The 15,106-nt window shown below is 32.7% G+C and carries 13 protein-coding genes; 9 read left to right on the top strand and 4 right to left on the bottom strand.

What is annotated here, in order from left to right:
• The first annotated feature begins 103 nt into the window (after positions 1 to 103).
• The 7 genes from L3X39_RS08350 to L3X39_RS08320 all read left to right on the top strand — a co-directional run bounded on the left by L3X39_RS08350 (position 104) and on the right by L3X39_RS08320 (position 5,336).
• Positions 104 to 934, top strand: a complete 831-nt coding sequence (locus L3X39_RS08350) for a head GIN domain-containing protein (protein WP_237231329.1) — start codon at positions 104 to 106, stop codon at positions 932 to 934.
• Between the two features lie 4 nt (positions 935 to 938).
• Complete coding sequence (locus L3X39_RS08345) at positions 939 to 1,136, top strand: lipopolysaccharide assembly protein LapA domain-containing protein (protein WP_237231328.1); 198 nt, start codon at positions 939 to 941, stop codon at positions 1,134 to 1,136.
• 26 nt (positions 1,137 to 1,162) lie between these two features.
• Complete coding sequence (locus L3X39_RS08340) at positions 1,163 to 1,609, top strand: hypothetical protein (protein ID WP_237231327.1); 447 nt, start codon at positions 1,163 to 1,165, stop codon at positions 1,607 to 1,609.
• Positions 1,610 to 1,729: 120 nt separating this feature from the next.
• Complete coding sequence (locus L3X39_RS08335) at positions 1,730 to 2,317, top strand: hypothetical protein (protein WP_237231326.1); 588 nt, start codon at positions 1,730 to 1,732, stop codon at positions 2,315 to 2,317.
• 131 nt (positions 2,318 to 2,448) lie between these two features.
• Entirely contained in the window at positions 2,449 to 4,185 is a 1,737-nt protein-coding gene (gene dnaX / locus L3X39_RS08330) for a DNA polymerase III subunit gamma/tau (RefSeq protein ID WP_237231325.1), read from the top strand.
• Positions 4,178 to 4,768: a hypothetical protein gene (locus L3X39_RS08325; protein ID WP_237231324.1), complete on the top strand. Its 591-nt coding sequence runs from the start codon at positions 4,178 to 4,180 to the stop codon at positions 4,766 to 4,768. Before dnaX ends, L3X39_RS08325 begins: the two co-directional genes overlap by 8 nt.
• Positions 4,755 to 5,336, top strand: a complete 582-nt coding sequence (locus tag L3X39_RS08320; protein WP_237231323.1) for a MiaE family protein — start codon at positions 4,755 to 4,757, stop codon at positions 5,334 to 5,336. The genes L3X39_RS08325 and L3X39_RS08320 overlap by 14 nt, the downstream gene beginning before the upstream one ends.
• Here L3X39_RS08320 and L3X39_RS08315 read toward each other — a convergent pair.
• From L3X39_RS08315 to L3X39_RS08300, 4 genes are all read right to left on the bottom strand, one after another.
• Positions 5,333 to 5,923 carry a porin family protein gene (locus tag L3X39_RS08315; protein WP_237231322.1) on the bottom strand — a complete coding sequence of 197 codons (591 nt, stop codon included), beginning with the start codon at positions 5,921 to 5,923 and terminating at the stop codon, positions 5,333 to 5,335. The genes L3X39_RS08320 and L3X39_RS08315 overlap by 4 nt on opposite strands.
• 100 nt (positions 5,924 to 6,023) lie before the next feature.
• Positions 6,024 to 6,929 (bottom strand): Ppx/GppA phosphatase family protein, encoded by a 906-nt coding sequence (locus tag L3X39_RS08310; RefSeq protein WP_237231321.1) that lies wholly within the window; start codon positions 6,927 to 6,929, stop codon positions 6,024 to 6,026.
• Position 6,930: 1 nt separating this feature from the next.
• Positions 6,931 to 8,994, bottom strand: coding sequence for a polyphosphate kinase 1 (gene ppk1 / locus L3X39_RS08305; protein WP_237231320.1), 2,064 nt, complete (start codon positions 8,992 to 8,994; stop codon positions 6,931 to 6,933).
• A 133-nt stretch (positions 8,995 to 9,127) separates the two neighbouring features.
• The gene (locus L3X39_RS08300; RefSeq protein ID WP_237231319.1) at positions 9,128 to 9,613 is read right to left on the bottom strand and encodes a SixA phosphatase family protein; all 486 of its coding nucleotides are present in this window, start codon (positions 9,611 to 9,613) and stop codon (positions 9,128 to 9,130) included.
• Positions 9,614 to 10,069: 456 nt separating this feature from the next.
• Here L3X39_RS08300 and L3X39_RS08295 point away from each other — a divergent pair, with 456 nt between their 5' ends.
• Positions 10,070 to 10,618, top strand: a complete 549-nt coding sequence (locus tag L3X39_RS08295) for a hypothetical protein (protein ID WP_237231318.1) — start codon at positions 10,070 to 10,072, stop codon at positions 10,616 to 10,618.
• 42 nt (positions 10,619 to 10,660) lie between these two features.
• Positions 10,661 to 15,106, top strand: a 4,446-nt coding sequence (locus L3X39_RS08290) for an HYR-like domain-containing protein (protein WP_237231317.1), incomplete at its 3' end; no start/stop codon positions are given.

The raw sequence follows: 15,106 nt of genomic DNA, 5'->3' as shown, positions 1-15,106 counted from the left end.
CTTCCTAAAAGATGAGAACGATTATTCTATACGTAATAAGCTTAATTCATCACCGTACAACGGATAATCGTTTCTCTTTAAATTAAAAAACAAAATGAAAACAATGAAAAGAATAATAGCTTTAATAGTATTAATAACCATACTTTTTTCATTAAAGCTGTCAGCACAGAAAAAAGAAAAAATAAAAGGAAATGGTGAGGTAACCGAAACGTTTAAAAACCTAGATAATTTCTCTCAAATAGAGATTTCTGATGATTTAGAGGTCTTTGTTACACAGTCATACAGTAACGGCTATCGTTTAAAAACAGATGCCAATTTAATAAATGTGATTAAAATTGAAGTGGTAGATAGTATTTTAAAAGTATATACTACCAGTAAAATAAAATCTAGTAAGAAGCTAGAAATTTATCTAACATTCCAAGAAATCGATAAAATAACTCTTAGACAGAGATCGAAATTAACGGGGCAGAATTATATGCGATTACCTAATATGCAATTAAGTTGTTATGACAACGCTGAATTTGAATTAGATATAGAATCATCTCAATTACGGTTAGAGATGAACAATGGCACCAATGGAAAAATAAAGCTAAAAAGCAGCAATACTAATATAACGTTAAATGATAATGCGTTTTTAAAAGGCACCCTAACTTCTGAAACCTTGGATTTATCCATATATAAGAGAGCCGACATGAATGTAGAAGGTTCTTGTGATAATTTTAATTTAGTAACTACCGGTTCATCTGATGTTAAAGCAAAAAAACTACATGCCACAAATGTTAGTATCAATGCATCTAATACATCTGATATTTTTGTACATGCTACCAAGCAATTAAGTGTATTCGCTAAAGGCAGAAGCTATGTTTATGTGTATGGAAATCCAGAAATTAAAGTTGATGGCTTGAACGATAAATCTCAAATTATTAAAAAATAATTAAATGAAATTTAGAACCTTTGCAGCTATCTTTTTTGCTACTGCTATTGTTATATTTTCTCTTCAAAATACCGAAGTAACCGACGTGAAGTTTTTAACGTGGAAAGTTTCAATGTCTAGAGTATTAGTTATTCTAGGAAGCTTTATTTTAGGCATAATAGTTGGAATTTTAATTAAAAAGAAGAAACGAATACATTACTAAATATCACAGTTTAAACAAGTTTAAAAATGGCAAAAATCGAATCAGTCTCTTTAAAATCTATACCAGAAACTATTAATGTTGGAGACGAAATAAGTGATATTATAGTGGTTACAAAGATTAAGTTTCATCAATTGGATTTCAATCTGAGTATGGAATATCTTTTACACTTATTTGTATATGATATTCATGGAAGTGTCGATGTCCCTATTATAATTAATAATTGGGATGATAGTAATGTAATTGGAGTGAAAGAAGATGCTAAAGATGATTTTTTAGGAAAAAAAACTGTAACGATTCATGCTTCCGATGATATTATTAAAACCTTTGAAACTCCAATGACTTTAAAATTGGGAAATCTTAATGGAAGCCACTCATATTATAAGAGAAAACTAGAAGTTTTGGCAACAATTACCCCTGCTATTGGAAGAGCAAGCAAATGGTCAGAACCTTTTGAAACTAACCTAGTATTTTAATTTTCTCTTCAGAAAACCATATTTTATGACACCACTTTACAAAGTTGAACTTCTTAATTTTTCAACAATTACTGAATTACCAAATGCTTGGAATGAACTTCAGTATAAAGTTTATTAGAAATGATGGAGTATGGAGATACTTCAGATATTTCTTTAAACGATTTAAAGGAGACTTGTTTAATACTGCTTTCGGAGTATGAACCTGAAGAGGCAGCTGAAATTGTTTTAAAATATATTTTTAAAAACAAGTTAAATCAAGGCCAAATTGGGAATATTTCTCATGAAATGCAAGACGAAAAAATGTGGGAAGAATATGCGGACTTATCATTTCATGAAGATTTTTTTAACGCAACTCAAATACTCTACAGAGCTTACAATGGAAAATTCCCTCATCCTGAAGCTGTTCAATTTAAAATTAAAGTAAGTACGAATAGTATTGAAAGTTTATCCGTTTTTAAAGCTAAATCCGAAGCGGCCCTTATTCGATTACTAGCCAAAGGAATGCCTCCAAACACTCTTATTAATAGATTGTATCAAGAAGAACTAAAAGGAGTCGAATTTGAAGAAGCTAAAGATATTATTTGGCAATTACAAAAAGTTGAACTAGAGAGTAATTCAACGGAATTTACAGTAATATCTTCCTCATATTGGTTTAAAGATCTTAAATACATTGAAGACTTCGAAGCTTCTACACATCCAGACGTATAAAACTTATTGATTATACGTGTTTATTATTAGTACTTGTTCTATGTAACTTGTTAATAACTCTTGTTAAATTTCGAGTGCATACTTAAGATTTTCCAATTGAATTTTTAACTTTGTTTACTAAAGAATTTTCAATGGAACACTTTATAGTATCGGCCAGAAAATATCGTCCTCAAACGTTTAAAGACGTTGTTGGACAACAGGCTATTACGAATACTCTTTTAAATGCCATTGAAAACAATCATTTAGCACAAGCATTACTGTTTACAGGTCCTCGAGGTGTAGGTAAAACTACTTGTGCTCGTATTTTGGCAAAAATGATTAACAGCGATGGAACAGAAACAACTGATGAAGATTTTGCTTTTAACATTTTTGAATTAGATGCTGCCTCCAATAACTCGGTGGATGATATTAGAAACTTAACGGATCAAGTTCGTATTCCGCCACAGGTTGGAAAATACAAAGTTTATATTATTGACGAGGTACATATGTTGTCGCAAGCGGCTTTTAACGCTTTTTTAAAAACCTTAGAAGAACCGCCTAAGCATTGTATTTTTATACTAGCAACTACAGAGAAGCATAAAATTATCCCAACCATTTTATCACGCTGTCAAATTTTTGATTTTAAGCGTATTACGGTTACCGATGCTAAAAACTATCTGAAATATATTGCTGATGAACAAAATATATCAGCAGAGGATGACGCCTTACATATAATTGCTCAGAAAGCAGATGGCGCTATGCGTGACGCATTGTCTATTTTTGATAGAGTTGTTAGTTTTTCTGGTAAAAATTTAACAAGACAAGCCGTAACTGAAAACCTAAATGTACTTGATTATGAAACCTATTTTGAGAGTACCGATTTAATTTTAGAAAATAAAATACCTGAATTACTGCTACAATTTAACAACACACTTGCAAAAGGCTTTGATGGGCATCACTTCATTGCAGGATTAGCATCTCATTTTAGAGATTTGTTGGTTAGCAAAACCCAAGAAACTATTGAATTACTTGAAGTTGGTGATGAAACCAAAACAAAATACTTAGAGCAATCTAAAAAAGCATCTCAAGAGTTTTTAATGCAAGGAATTAATCTCGCTAACGATTGTGATTTAAAATATAAAACAAGCAAAAACCAACGCTTACTTGTTGAGTTATGTTTAATGCAGCTTGCCTCTATCACTTTTGATGGAGAAAAAAAAAATAGCAAACACTATATAATACCAGCTTCATATTTTAAAAGCAAAGGTATTACGCCTATTCCTGTTAAAGTTCCTAAACTTAAAGAACAAAATACATTTTCAGAGAATCTAAAGGAGGAAGATGAGTTGGAAGTATCTAATTCTAACACAGCCACAATAGAAGCCTTACAAGTAAAGGAGCCACCAAAAATTATATTAAAACAAGATAGTAAACGAACTTCTGGCCTTTCTTTAAGAAGCATAAAAGCTAAAAAAGAACATCTCATCAAGCAAATGGATGTTATTATAAATGAAGAAGACTTACCAAAAGACCCTTTTACTGAAAAAGAACTTATAACGGTTTGGAATAATTATATAAAGGAATTGAAAAATGATGGGAAGCATATTTTAGCCTCAATTTTATCAATTGATACGCCTAAAGTTATAGATACAACTATTAATTTAGAGTTCCCCAATGAAACCAATAAAATAGAAGTTGAACGGCAGCAGTATGATTTATTAGCTTACATTAGAAAGACTTTGAATAACTTTGATATTAATTTGTCAATTACCGTCAATGAGATTTTAGAAAAGCAATATGTTTACTCCACAAAGGAAAAATTTGAGAAATTAAAAGAGAAAAATCCAAATATAGCTATTTTAAGAAAAACTTTCGATCTAGATGTTTAAAATATTAAAATTCAATAAGTTAATAGTTTTAACATTAGGAGTTACACTAGTGCTATTAGCTTGTAATGGTGGTAAAACAAAACGTGATGCTTTAAATGAATCTATTTCAAAATTTAAAGATTCTATTGAACCCATTGAGATTGTAGAATACATTCCTAAAGAATATTCAGAAGTTGTTACTGATACTATTTTGAGTAATGGTTTTAGTGTAAAGATTAAGTCTTTTACTAATATGAATGAATCGGTTTTATACACCTTTACTTCGAACACCAAAAATTCAAATCATTACTTCAGAAAAATTGATTCAGAGATTATTGTTTACAAAAATGAAAAGGAAATTTTTTCAGAAGTGCTTAATAAGGAATTTTTACTTAGGCATTTTCCAGATATTGATAATTTAGAAGATTTCGTCACTAGTGAAATTTATATAGATCAATTAGAGTCTATTCAAACTAATAAATTGGTTTTAATAGCCTCGCAATGTTTTCCAACACAAAATGATACTTGTCCAATTTATAAAATAGTAATTGACGACTTTGGACAGTATAATACAAGTAAGATATATAATCATGCTAGGACTTAAACTTCCCACAGACCCGCGTTGGGTGAATATTGTTGAAAAAAATATTGAAGAAATATTAACCGATCATGCGTTTTGCGAACAAAAGGCAGCAAGTACCGCCATTTCACTTATAGTAAGTTTTCCTGAGTATACCGAGTTAGTTCAAGAAATGACCGCTTTAGTTAAAGAAGAAATAAGTCATTTTAAAATGGTGCACGATAAAATAATTGAACGTGGTTGGACATTAGGCAGAGACAGACGTGATGATTATGTTATTGATTTGGTTAAATTTTTTCCAAAAGGTGGTAGCAGAACTACCCAATTAGTGCATCGTTTGCTCTATGCTGCTTTAATTGAAGCCAGGAGTTGTGAACGCTTTAGACTACTTTCGGAGGAACTAGAAGATAAAGAATTGGCTAGTTTTTACCGAAATCTAATGGTAAGTGAGGCAAATCATTATACTATGTTTTTAGGGTTCGCACGTAAGTACGGAAACAAAAAAGAAGTTGATACCAAGTGGCAACAACTTCTAGAATATGAGAGTAAAATTATGAGTGAATTAGGAAAGAATCAGGCTATACACGGTTAAAATTTATAACCAACTCCTAACTGAATGTTAGTGTTTTTTGCTTCTATTCCTAATTGGTCATCAAAAATATTTCTTAGTCCGTAAATGTATCTTACATCGGCAAAAATCGCGTGGTTTATTTTATATTCTACTCCAGCAACTGCCGAATATGCAAAGTTATGAATACCATCTTCAAACTTATGTACTTTCAGTCCTACCTGAGGACCAAAACCTGCATGAATCTTTTCGCTAAATCTAAACATTAGCATAACAGGTGCCTGAATATAATCCAAATGTAAAGGTTCAGCGTTCGCTCCCTCTGGAGAAAATTGTAATTCTGGTACTAAAGAAATTGTTCTGGATAAGCCAATATTCGCAAAAAAACCAATATAAAAACTGTTTCTGTGCTTATTTTCCATAGTAGGAGCACCTTCAAAATCTAAATTAGATATAGTATAACCGCCTCGAACTCCAAATTTAACTCCATGGGAGGCAGAACTCTTAGCATTAGCCTCAGGATTTGGAATACTATCGCTAGGTTTTATATTCTGTGAGAAACCATCAATAGAAAAACTAAGTAGGACTATAAGTAGTAATATTTTTTTCATAATAACATAGGTTTGGGTTATAATTTCTATAAATTATATATGCACGAAGATATATTATAATATTAAAACTGTGCAATTATTAAAGGTAAAGTGCAAAATTTTACTGTGTATTGCTAGAAACCGTGTCATAATAAATACTTTTTATGATACCGTCTGCTAATCCAATTTTAGGGACATAAATGTTTTTTGCTCCACTCCACTTCATGGATGAAAGGTAAATTCTCATGGCAGGAATTATAACATCTGCTCTATCTTGATTTAAATCTAATTCTGTAATACGCTCTTCGTATGAATAGGTTTGAAGCATGTTGTAATAAGAGGTCATATAGAAGTAAGACAGTGGTTTTCCCATAGCTTTTCCTGATATTTTAAATATCTTATTTATGTTCCCACCAGAACCAAGAACATCAATTTTAGCATATGATTCTGTGCTTTTTCTTATCCATTGCTCTAACTCTAACCAGGATTCTTTTGAAACCATGTCATTAAGCAGTCTTACCGTACCAATTTTAAAGGATTTTGATGCTATTTGATTGCCCTGATCGATTATAGTAAACTCTGTACTGCCACCACCTACATCCACATACAAATAGGTTTTATTATTATCAATGAACTTATTTAAATCCGTTGCTGCAATTATAGCCGCTTCTTCTTCCCCTTCAATAACATCAATACTGATGTTACATTTTTCTAACACTAAATCAACAACTTGTTTGCCATTACTCGATTCTCTCATGGCTGATGTAGCACAAGCTTTATACTTAACTACTTTATGAGACTTCATAAGCAATTTAAAAGCAAGCATTGTATCCACTATTCTTTGTGTGTTTTCTTTAGAAATTCTATTCTTTATAAATACATCGGCTCCTAAACGAATTGGAACTCGAACCAACGAATTTTTTTTAAACTGAACTGGTTTTCCTTTTTGTTCTATAATATTTGAAATAAGTAGTCTTACAGCATTTGAACCAATATCGATGGCAGCGTATTTTTTAATTGAAAGCATTCTAGTTTTCTAGTTTTTTTAAATAATAATCATACATAGCGAATTGAGATCTCACTTTCTCTTTATCGTTTATCCTATATACATTTTCTTGCGAATCATTTAATAATCTAGCTTTAACATTATCACTCCAACTAATATTAAACGTATCTATAATTTCTTTTTTAACATCGGCGTCATAAATTGGACAGCTAACCTCTACTCTATTCTCAATATTTCTGGTCATCCAATCGGCAGATGATATATAAAGCTTTGAGTCTTCTCCATTACCAAAAATATAAACTCTAGAATGTTCTAAAAACTTGTCTACCACACTAATAACTTCAATATTTTCGCTCATTCCTTTTACACCAGGAATTAAACAGCAAATTCCTCTAACAATCATTTGAATTTTAACTCCTGCTCTACTCGCTTCATATAGCTTATCTACCATTAAGTAACTAGACAAACTGTTCATTTTTAATCTTATTAAACCTTTTTCGCCATTTTTTACCTTATCAATTTCGTTATCGATTAATTTAAAAATGGCCTTTTGTGTATAATGAGGAGATACGATAAGATGTTTATACCTGAATATTTTATAGTTAGTCTCGAAAAAACTAAATATTTTCATGACGTCCTTCAGTATTTTTTGATTGGAAGTAAACAAGGTATAATCAGTATATATTTTAGCGGTAGATTCGTTGAAATTACCAGTACTTATAAATCCATAGCGCTTTAATTTTTTACCTTCTTCCCTTTCAATAATACACATTTTACTGTGCACTTTTAATCCTGCAACTCCAAAAATTAAATTTATACCTTCATCTTCCATTTGTTGAGCATAATTAATATTGGCTTCCTCGTCAAATCGTGCCTGAAGTTCAATTGAAACTGTTACAGATTTTCCATTAATGGCCGCATTTATTAAGGAACTTGCTATATGAGAAATTTCAGCAAGCCTGTAGATTGTAATTTTTATTGCTTTTACGCTAGGATCAAGAGCTGCCTCTCTTAAAAACTTTACTATGTATGAAAACGTTTGATACGGTGCATGAAGTAAATAGTCCTTTTTTGATATAGCTTCAAATATGCTATCCTGCAAACTAAGTCCTTTGATTGGTAGAGCTTCTATTTTTTCATATAACAAATCTGTTCTTCCTAAACTAGGAAAACCCATATAATCTCTTCGGTTGTGATATCTCCCTCCAGGAATAATACTATCGGTATTATCAATGCCCATTTTAGTCATTAAAAACTCAAGTGTCTCCTTATGTAAGTTTTTATCATAAACAAACCTTACTGGCTCTCCAACCTGCCTGTGCTTAACACTATCAGATATTTTCTCAATAAAACTTTTACTCAAATCACTTTCAAAATCTAACTCTCCATCTCGAGTTATTTTAATCATATGAGCAGAAATAGATTTATAATCGAAAATATTAAAGATGTCACTTAAACAATGACGCAGCAAGTCATCAATAATTATGATAAAGCTTTTATCTTCTTGATTTGGTAATTCAATAAATCGATCAATAGATTTAGGAATTTCTATTAAAGCAAATTGTTTTTTATCTTCTGGCATTACCATGCGTACAGCTAAATATGCAGCACTGTCTTTTAAATTGGGTAACACCACAGAATCATTAAGAATAATGGTTACTAACGCTGGACTTACTATTCTTAAAAAATAATTTTTTATAAAATCATGTTGTAAACCATTAATCTCGGTTTCATCAATTATATAAATATTTTCCTCTTCAAGTCGTTTTTGAATAGTTTCAAGAATATCTAAACTCTCACTTTGCTGTTTAATAACTATTTGAGTAATAATTTCAAGTAGTTCTTTTGCTCTTATTCCACCTAATTCACTTTTTCCTCCCTTTCCAGCTTCAACAATACGTTTTACGGTGGCGTAACGTACTTTAAAAAACTCATCTAAATTATTAGAAAATATACCTAAAAAGCGAAGTCGTTCAATTAGAGGAACTGTCTCGTCTGACGCCTCTTGCAAGACCCTAGCATTAAATTGTAACCAACTAATTTCTCTGTTAACATAAGTATTGTTCGCCGTTTCAGTTTTTATCATTAAAAAGTAAATTATATATACGTACAAATATATTCTTTTTAAGATTAATTATTAAGTAGAAGGTGCCAAGTAATTTGCAATATGTAAAAGTTATACCGCTTATTTAAATGTTTATGATATAAAAATGAATAAACTATTTCAAATCTCTTGGGAAAATAGTCTTTATTGTTTTGCCTTTGCGTAAGTCACTCCAATTTTCAATATCAAATTGCAATGCAACGAGACCACATGTAGGAACATTATCTATATATAAATCTCCAAAGCTGTTTACAAAATATGTAATGGCATGATTATGTCCAAACAGCATGAGATTGTTTACGGAATTCCTGACAGACTTAATAACATTAATTAAATCATTTCCCGAAAAATCATATAAATCATGGTTTAGACTAACCATATAATCACTGATTTTCAAGGTATTAACAAAAATATCAGCTGTAGTTCTGGCTCTTACAGCGTCGCTTGAAATAACAAGATCAATAGCAGTGTTACTTTCTTTAAAAGCTTTTGAAACTAAATTAGCGTCATTTACACCTCTGCTTTTTAACGGTCTTTCATGATCAGACACATTAAATTCCCATGAAGATTTGGCGTGTCGTACTATTATTATATTTTTCATATTACTCGATTAAATGCAAATAATATCGATTAAAAGTTGTTTTTCTCGATAAAATTCAATTAATTTGCTTTATAAATTTAATGTAAAACTGGGAAATAAAAAATAGAGTTAATTTAAAAATGGAAAATTAGTTACAATGAGTGGTTATACCGTGTTCGCTAAAAAACTTTTTATATCGGTAAAAGGATACACAAAAGCTTTTAATCGAATATATGGGTGATTTGCCATATATTTTTGAACAACCGAAACAGTATGATTTCTTTTGCTCTACCTACAAAAATTTGAAAATATGACCCTAAATCGAAATATTGCTCTCAATTACTCCATTGTTATACAATGTAACTCCCTCTTTTTTTTTCCCTCAAAAAACGTTTTAACTGTTTTAATTATTAAAATGTTTGGTATTTAATTTAAATACTAAACATAGTTATTGTTATAAATAAAAATTTAGTAAACATGAAAACTAAACCTGTTGCAATATTATACACTTTTATAATAACTTGCTTTTTTGCTCAATTTTCTTTGGCTCAACATGACAAAAGAGTTGATAATACATTTGAATTAGATATAATAAATTATAGTGATCAACCAGATGGTAATTTAGAACATTATCATTTATTAAAGGTTAAAAATAATTCAGCAAATAGTCAGACTTTCAAACTGTCAAGCTATGCAATTAGTTGTGATGACAATTACAACAATATTATTGAAAATAAAAATGGTAAGGTTGAAAATGCGGGTAATGGGAATTCAAATAAAAAAAATAGTAACGATTTATCTATAGATTTTTATACAAAAAACTCTAACACAAAATTTGAGGAGATTACTTTGTCATCAAATGAAGTCATTGAATTTTATGTAAAAACTACTAGACAAATAAATGCCGAAGTAAATAATTGGAATTGTAACAAAATAGTTACATCTATTTCTCGTGCTAATCAGAATATTAAAAAATATGTAGTAATAAGATCTTATAATCCAGACCCAACTATTTCTGGAGAGTAAATTGATTTTATTAAAAAATATTAATTAGTTAATTAAAGGCTTATGAAAATCTTTACTAAATATATAAATCTCCACAATGCTATTTTGGTGGTTTTTCTTTTTACTTGTGTTTTGGCGAATGCACAGTTAAAGACACCTTTCACACCTAGATTTAATGAGGCGGTCAATGGTGATTTTACAATTATTGCCAATAACATGATTTCTACTACAGCTACAGGGAATTATACAGGTGGCAGTAACAACCATAATTTATCAAACCTGGTTTACGTAGATATAGATGGTAATAGCGGTATAGGTAGCAGCACTTTTAATTCAAGTAGTGCAAACTTTGCTAATCCTTCCCCTTCATCAGGTTGTTTAACCATTAGAAAAGCATATTTATATTGGGCTGCTTCTGATAAAGAACCCGATAGTAATAATCCTAATTCAGAAAATCAACCTAGTTGGAATTATAATGATATAAAACTAATGTTACCGTCAGAAACGGATTATACAACTTACACTGCAGATGAAGTTATATATAGAGGAAGAGAAGATCATATTGGACCTCCTTATGATGGTCACTTTAGTAACGACCCTTATATATGTGTTAAAGATATTACAGCTTCAATCACAAACCTAGTGGATAACAGTATTAGTCCTTATGGTACTTACCAAGTCGCTAATGTGGAAGGTAAAATAGGATCATTAGTTGGGCATGATGGTACAACTATTGGTGTTTCCGGTGGATGGCAAATTGTTTTTGTTTATGAAAGTCCTTTATTACCGCTCAAAAATATTTCAATATTTGATGGCTATGGTCATGTTGTTAATGGAACTGGTGGCTACGATATTAATTTTAATGGTTTCCAAACGGTCCCATCCGGTAATGTTAATGCAAACATTCTTATTGGTGCTCTTGAAGGCGATCAAGGATTAGGTGGTGATAGACTTCAAATACAAAATACAGCAAGTGCTTTTGTGGACCTATCAACGGCAACAGTAGCTCCAATTAGACCAACTACTAACTTTTTCAATAGTAGAATAACAATCGATAATGCAAATTTTTTAGATAGAAACCCTGCAAGTACAAATACGCTTGGTTTTGATGCCGCCGTTTTCCAATTATCAAACCCATTTAATACTATAATGGGTAATAATCAAACTTCAGCAACAATAAGACTTTTATCAAATGCCGAAACCTACGGATTGTATTTGTTAGGTCTATCAGTAGACGTGTGGTCTCCAAGCTTAAGTCCTATTCACCTAACATTGGACTCTCCTTCTGGCACAAAAAACCCAGGAGATACAATAGGTGCTGGTTTTACCATAGAAAACAAAGGTAATGATGATGCTGTAAATTTAGAAATCTCAACAACACTTCCTCCTCAAGTAAGTTTAGTTGAACCTATTTCTCCTCCTCTTCCGTCTGGAGTTACTTATAATTATAATTCAACTACTAATCTTTTAGAATTTTTTATTGAGGATGGTATCGCTGATGCAGGTTCTCCTGCTTTAAGTGTTGAATTTGACTTACAAATTAAAGATGAATGCTATTTTTTAGAAACTAGTTGCGACCTTCAATTTGAATTACAATTGGAAGCAACGTATAACGGTGATCAAAACCCAGCTGCACAATCTACTTCTAGTTCTGCAAGTTTAGATGCTTGTGGTGTTGGAGTTCAAGATCCAGTAATTGTTGATGTTAATCAACCTACAATTTCGTGGCAAACTTTAGCCAATAGTTTAGATAGAACCTTAGAATGTAATGATACTTCTGGGTTAAATAATGCTCAAGTTTTAGAGCCAGTTGCTAATAAATGTAATTTAACTTTAACCAAAACATCTGGAGCATTTGTGCCTGATGCAGGATGCCCGAGTACTGGTACCTATACAAATACGTGGAACTTTACGGATGCTTGTGGTGTTACTATTAGTGATTTTACACAAACTATAACAATAATCAATTCTACAGCTCCTATAGTACCTGCCAATGACAGTAGTACCGTGGAGTGTCTGAATCAGGCTACACAACCAGCTGCACCCGTAGTAACTGATACCTGTGGAAATGATATAACACCTATAATCACTGAAAATGCGGACCCTGTTTGTGAAGGCTATAAAATATACACCTTCACTTACACCGATTGTGCCGGCAACAGCTCTGTTTACACTTATACTTACACTATAGATGACACTATAGCACCTACTGGAACAGCACCTGCTGATATCACTAATTTACAGTGTATCACAGATGTACCTGCTGCTAATATTAATGATATTACCGATGAAGCCGACAATTGTGGTGGTACTGTAACAGTTACGGTAAATGATACCAACAATGGTGGATCGGGTTGTAATGCAGACCCTTATATTGTTACAAGAACGTACACACTTACAGATTGTAGTGGTTTAACTACTGACTTAGTTCAGACTATTACTGTACAAGATACTACAGCACCTACTGGAACAGCACCTGCTGATATCACTAATTTACAGTGTATCACAGATGTACCTGCTGCTAATGTTAATGATATTACCGATGAAGCCGACAATTGTGGTGGTACTGTAACAGTTACGGTAAATGATACCAACAATGGTGGATCGGGTTGTAATGCAGACCCTTACATTGTTACAAGAACGTACACACTTACAGATTGTGGTGGTTTAACTACTGACTTAGTTCAGACTATTACTGTACAAGATACTACAGCACCTACTGGAACAGCACCTGTTGACATCACTAATTTACAGTGTATCACAGATGTACCTGCTGCTAATGTTAATGATATTACCGATGAAGCCGACAATTGTGGTGGTACTGTAACAGTTACGGTAAATGATACCAACAATGGTGGATCGGGTTGTAATGCAGACCCTTACATTGTTACAAGAACGTACACACTTACAGATTGTGGTGGTTTAACTACTGACTTAGTTCAGACTATTACTGTACAAGATACTACAGCACCTACTGGAACAGCACCTGCTGACATCACTAATTTACAGTGTATCACAGATGTACCTGCTGCTAATGTTAATGATATTACGGATGAAGCCGACAATTGTGGTGGTACTGTAACAGTTACGGTAAATGATACCAACAATGGTGGATCGGGTTGTAATGCAGACCCTTACATTGTTACAAGAACGTACACACTTACAGATTGTGGTGGTTTAACTACTGACTTAGTTCAGACTATTACAGTTTCTACTGAAGCTATAACTTATACAGCGCCTGTGAACGCTAGTTCGGATGCTTGTGATTATGCAGACCAATCGGAAGTCGATACTGCCTTTAATAATTGGGTGGCTGCGCAAACCAGTGCCTTTGCTATTGCTAATGGATGTTCACCTGTTTTAACTAACGATAGTGCTTCTGCTACTATCCCTGAGTTATGTAACGGTGGTACTGCAACAGTAACTTGGACGATCACTGATTTATGTGAAACTATTAATGTATCTGCTGATTTCTCTGTAACAGCGCCTACGGCTATAACATACACAGCACCTGTGAACGCTAGTTCGGATGCTTGTGATTATGCAGACCAATCGGAAGTGGATACTGCTTTTAATAATTGGGTGGCTGCGCAAACCAGTGCCTTTGCTATTGCCAATGGATGTTCACCTGTACTTACCAATGATAGTGCTTCTGCTACTATCCCTGAGTTATGTAATGGTGGGACTGCAACAGTAACTTGGACGATCACTGATTTATGTGAAACTATTAATGTATCTGCTGATTTCTCTGTAACAGCGCCTACGGCTATAACATACACAGCACCTGTGAACGATAGTTCGGATGCTTGTGATTATGCAGATCAATCGGAAGTTGATACCGCCTTTAATAATTGGGTGGCTGCGCAAACCAGTGCCTTTGCTATTGCTAATGGATGTTCGCCTGTACTTACTAATGATAGTGCTTCTGCTACTATCCCTGAGTTATGTAATGGTGGGACTACAACAGTAACTTGGACGATCACTGATTTATGTGAAACTATTAATGTATCTGCTGATTTCTCTGTAACAGCGCCTACGGCTATAACATACACAGCACCTGTGAACGCTAGTTCGGATGCTTGTGATTATGCAGACCAATCGGAAGTTGATACTGCCTTTAATAATTGGGTGGCTGCGCAAACCAGTGCCTTTGCTATTGCTAATGGATGTTCGCCTGTACTTACCAATGATAGTGCTTCTGTTACTATCCCTGAGTTATGTAATGGTGGTACTGCAACAGTAACTTGGACGATCACTGATTTATGTGAAACTATTAATGTATCTGCTGATTTCTCTGTAACAGCACCTACGGCTATAACATACACAGCACCTGTGAACGCTAGTTCGGATGCTTGTGATTATGCAGATCAATCGGAAGTTGATACCGCCTTTAATAATTGGGTGGCTGCGCAAACCAGTGCCTTTGCTATTGCCAATGGATGTTCACCTGTACTTACTAATGATAGTGCTTCTGCTACTATCCCTGAGTTATGTAATGGTGGGACTGCA

Origin of the sequence: Flaviramulus multivorans (assembly GCF_021728415.1) — a bacterium.
GTDB classification, from domain to species: Bacteria; Bacteroidota; Bacteroidia; order Flavobacteriales; family Flavobacteriaceae; genus Sabulilitoribacter; species Sabulilitoribacter multivorans.
The sequence above is the reverse complement of the archived record's forward strand: the minus strand, read 5'-3'. Positions and strand labels throughout refer to the sequence as shown.

Excerpts from the sequence above, each read along its gene's own strand:
- L3X39_RS08350 (WP_237231329.1), top strand. The coding sequence starts at position 104 with ATGAAAAGAATAATAGCTTTAATAGTATTAATAACCATACTTTTTTCA.
- L3X39_RS08345 (WP_237231328.1), top strand. The coding sequence starts at position 939 with ATGAAATTTAGAACCTTTGCAGCTATCTTTTTTGCTACTGCTATTGTT.
- L3X39_RS08340 (WP_237231327.1), top strand. The coding sequence starts at position 1,163 with ATGGCAAAAATCGAATCAGTCTCTTTAAAATCTATACCAGAAACTATT.
- L3X39_RS08335 (WP_237231326.1), top strand. The coding sequence starts at position 1,730 with ATGATGGAGTATGGAGATACTTCAGATATTTCTTTAAACGATTTAAAG.
- dnaX (WP_237231325.1), top strand. The coding sequence starts at position 2,449 with ATGGAACACTTTATAGTATCGGCCAGAAAATATCGTCCTCAAACGTTT.
- L3X39_RS08325 (WP_237231324.1), top strand. The coding sequence starts at position 4,178 with ATGTTTAAAATATTAAAATTCAATAAGTTAATAGTTTTAACATTAGGA.
- L3X39_RS08320 (WP_237231323.1), top strand. The coding sequence starts at position 4,755 with ATGCTAGGACTTAAACTTCCCACAGACCCGCGTTGGGTGAATATTGTT.
- L3X39_RS08315 (WP_237231322.1), bottom strand. The coding sequence starts at position 5,923 with ATGAAAAAAATATTACTACTTATAGTCCTACTTAGTTTTTCTATTGAT.
- L3X39_RS08310 (WP_237231321.1), bottom strand. The coding sequence starts at position 6,929 with ATGCTTTCAATTAAAAAATACGCTGCCATCGATATTGGTTCAAATGCT.
- ppk1 (WP_237231320.1), bottom strand. The coding sequence starts at position 8,994 with ATGATAAAAACTGAAACGGCGAACAATACTTATGTTAACAGAGAAATT.
- L3X39_RS08300 (WP_237231319.1), bottom strand. The coding sequence starts at position 9,613 with ATGAAAAATATAATAATAGTACGACACGCCAAATCTTCATGGGAATTT.
- L3X39_RS08295 (WP_237231318.1), top strand. The coding sequence starts at position 10,070 with ATGAAAACTAAACCTGTTGCAATATTATACACTTTTATAATAACTTGC.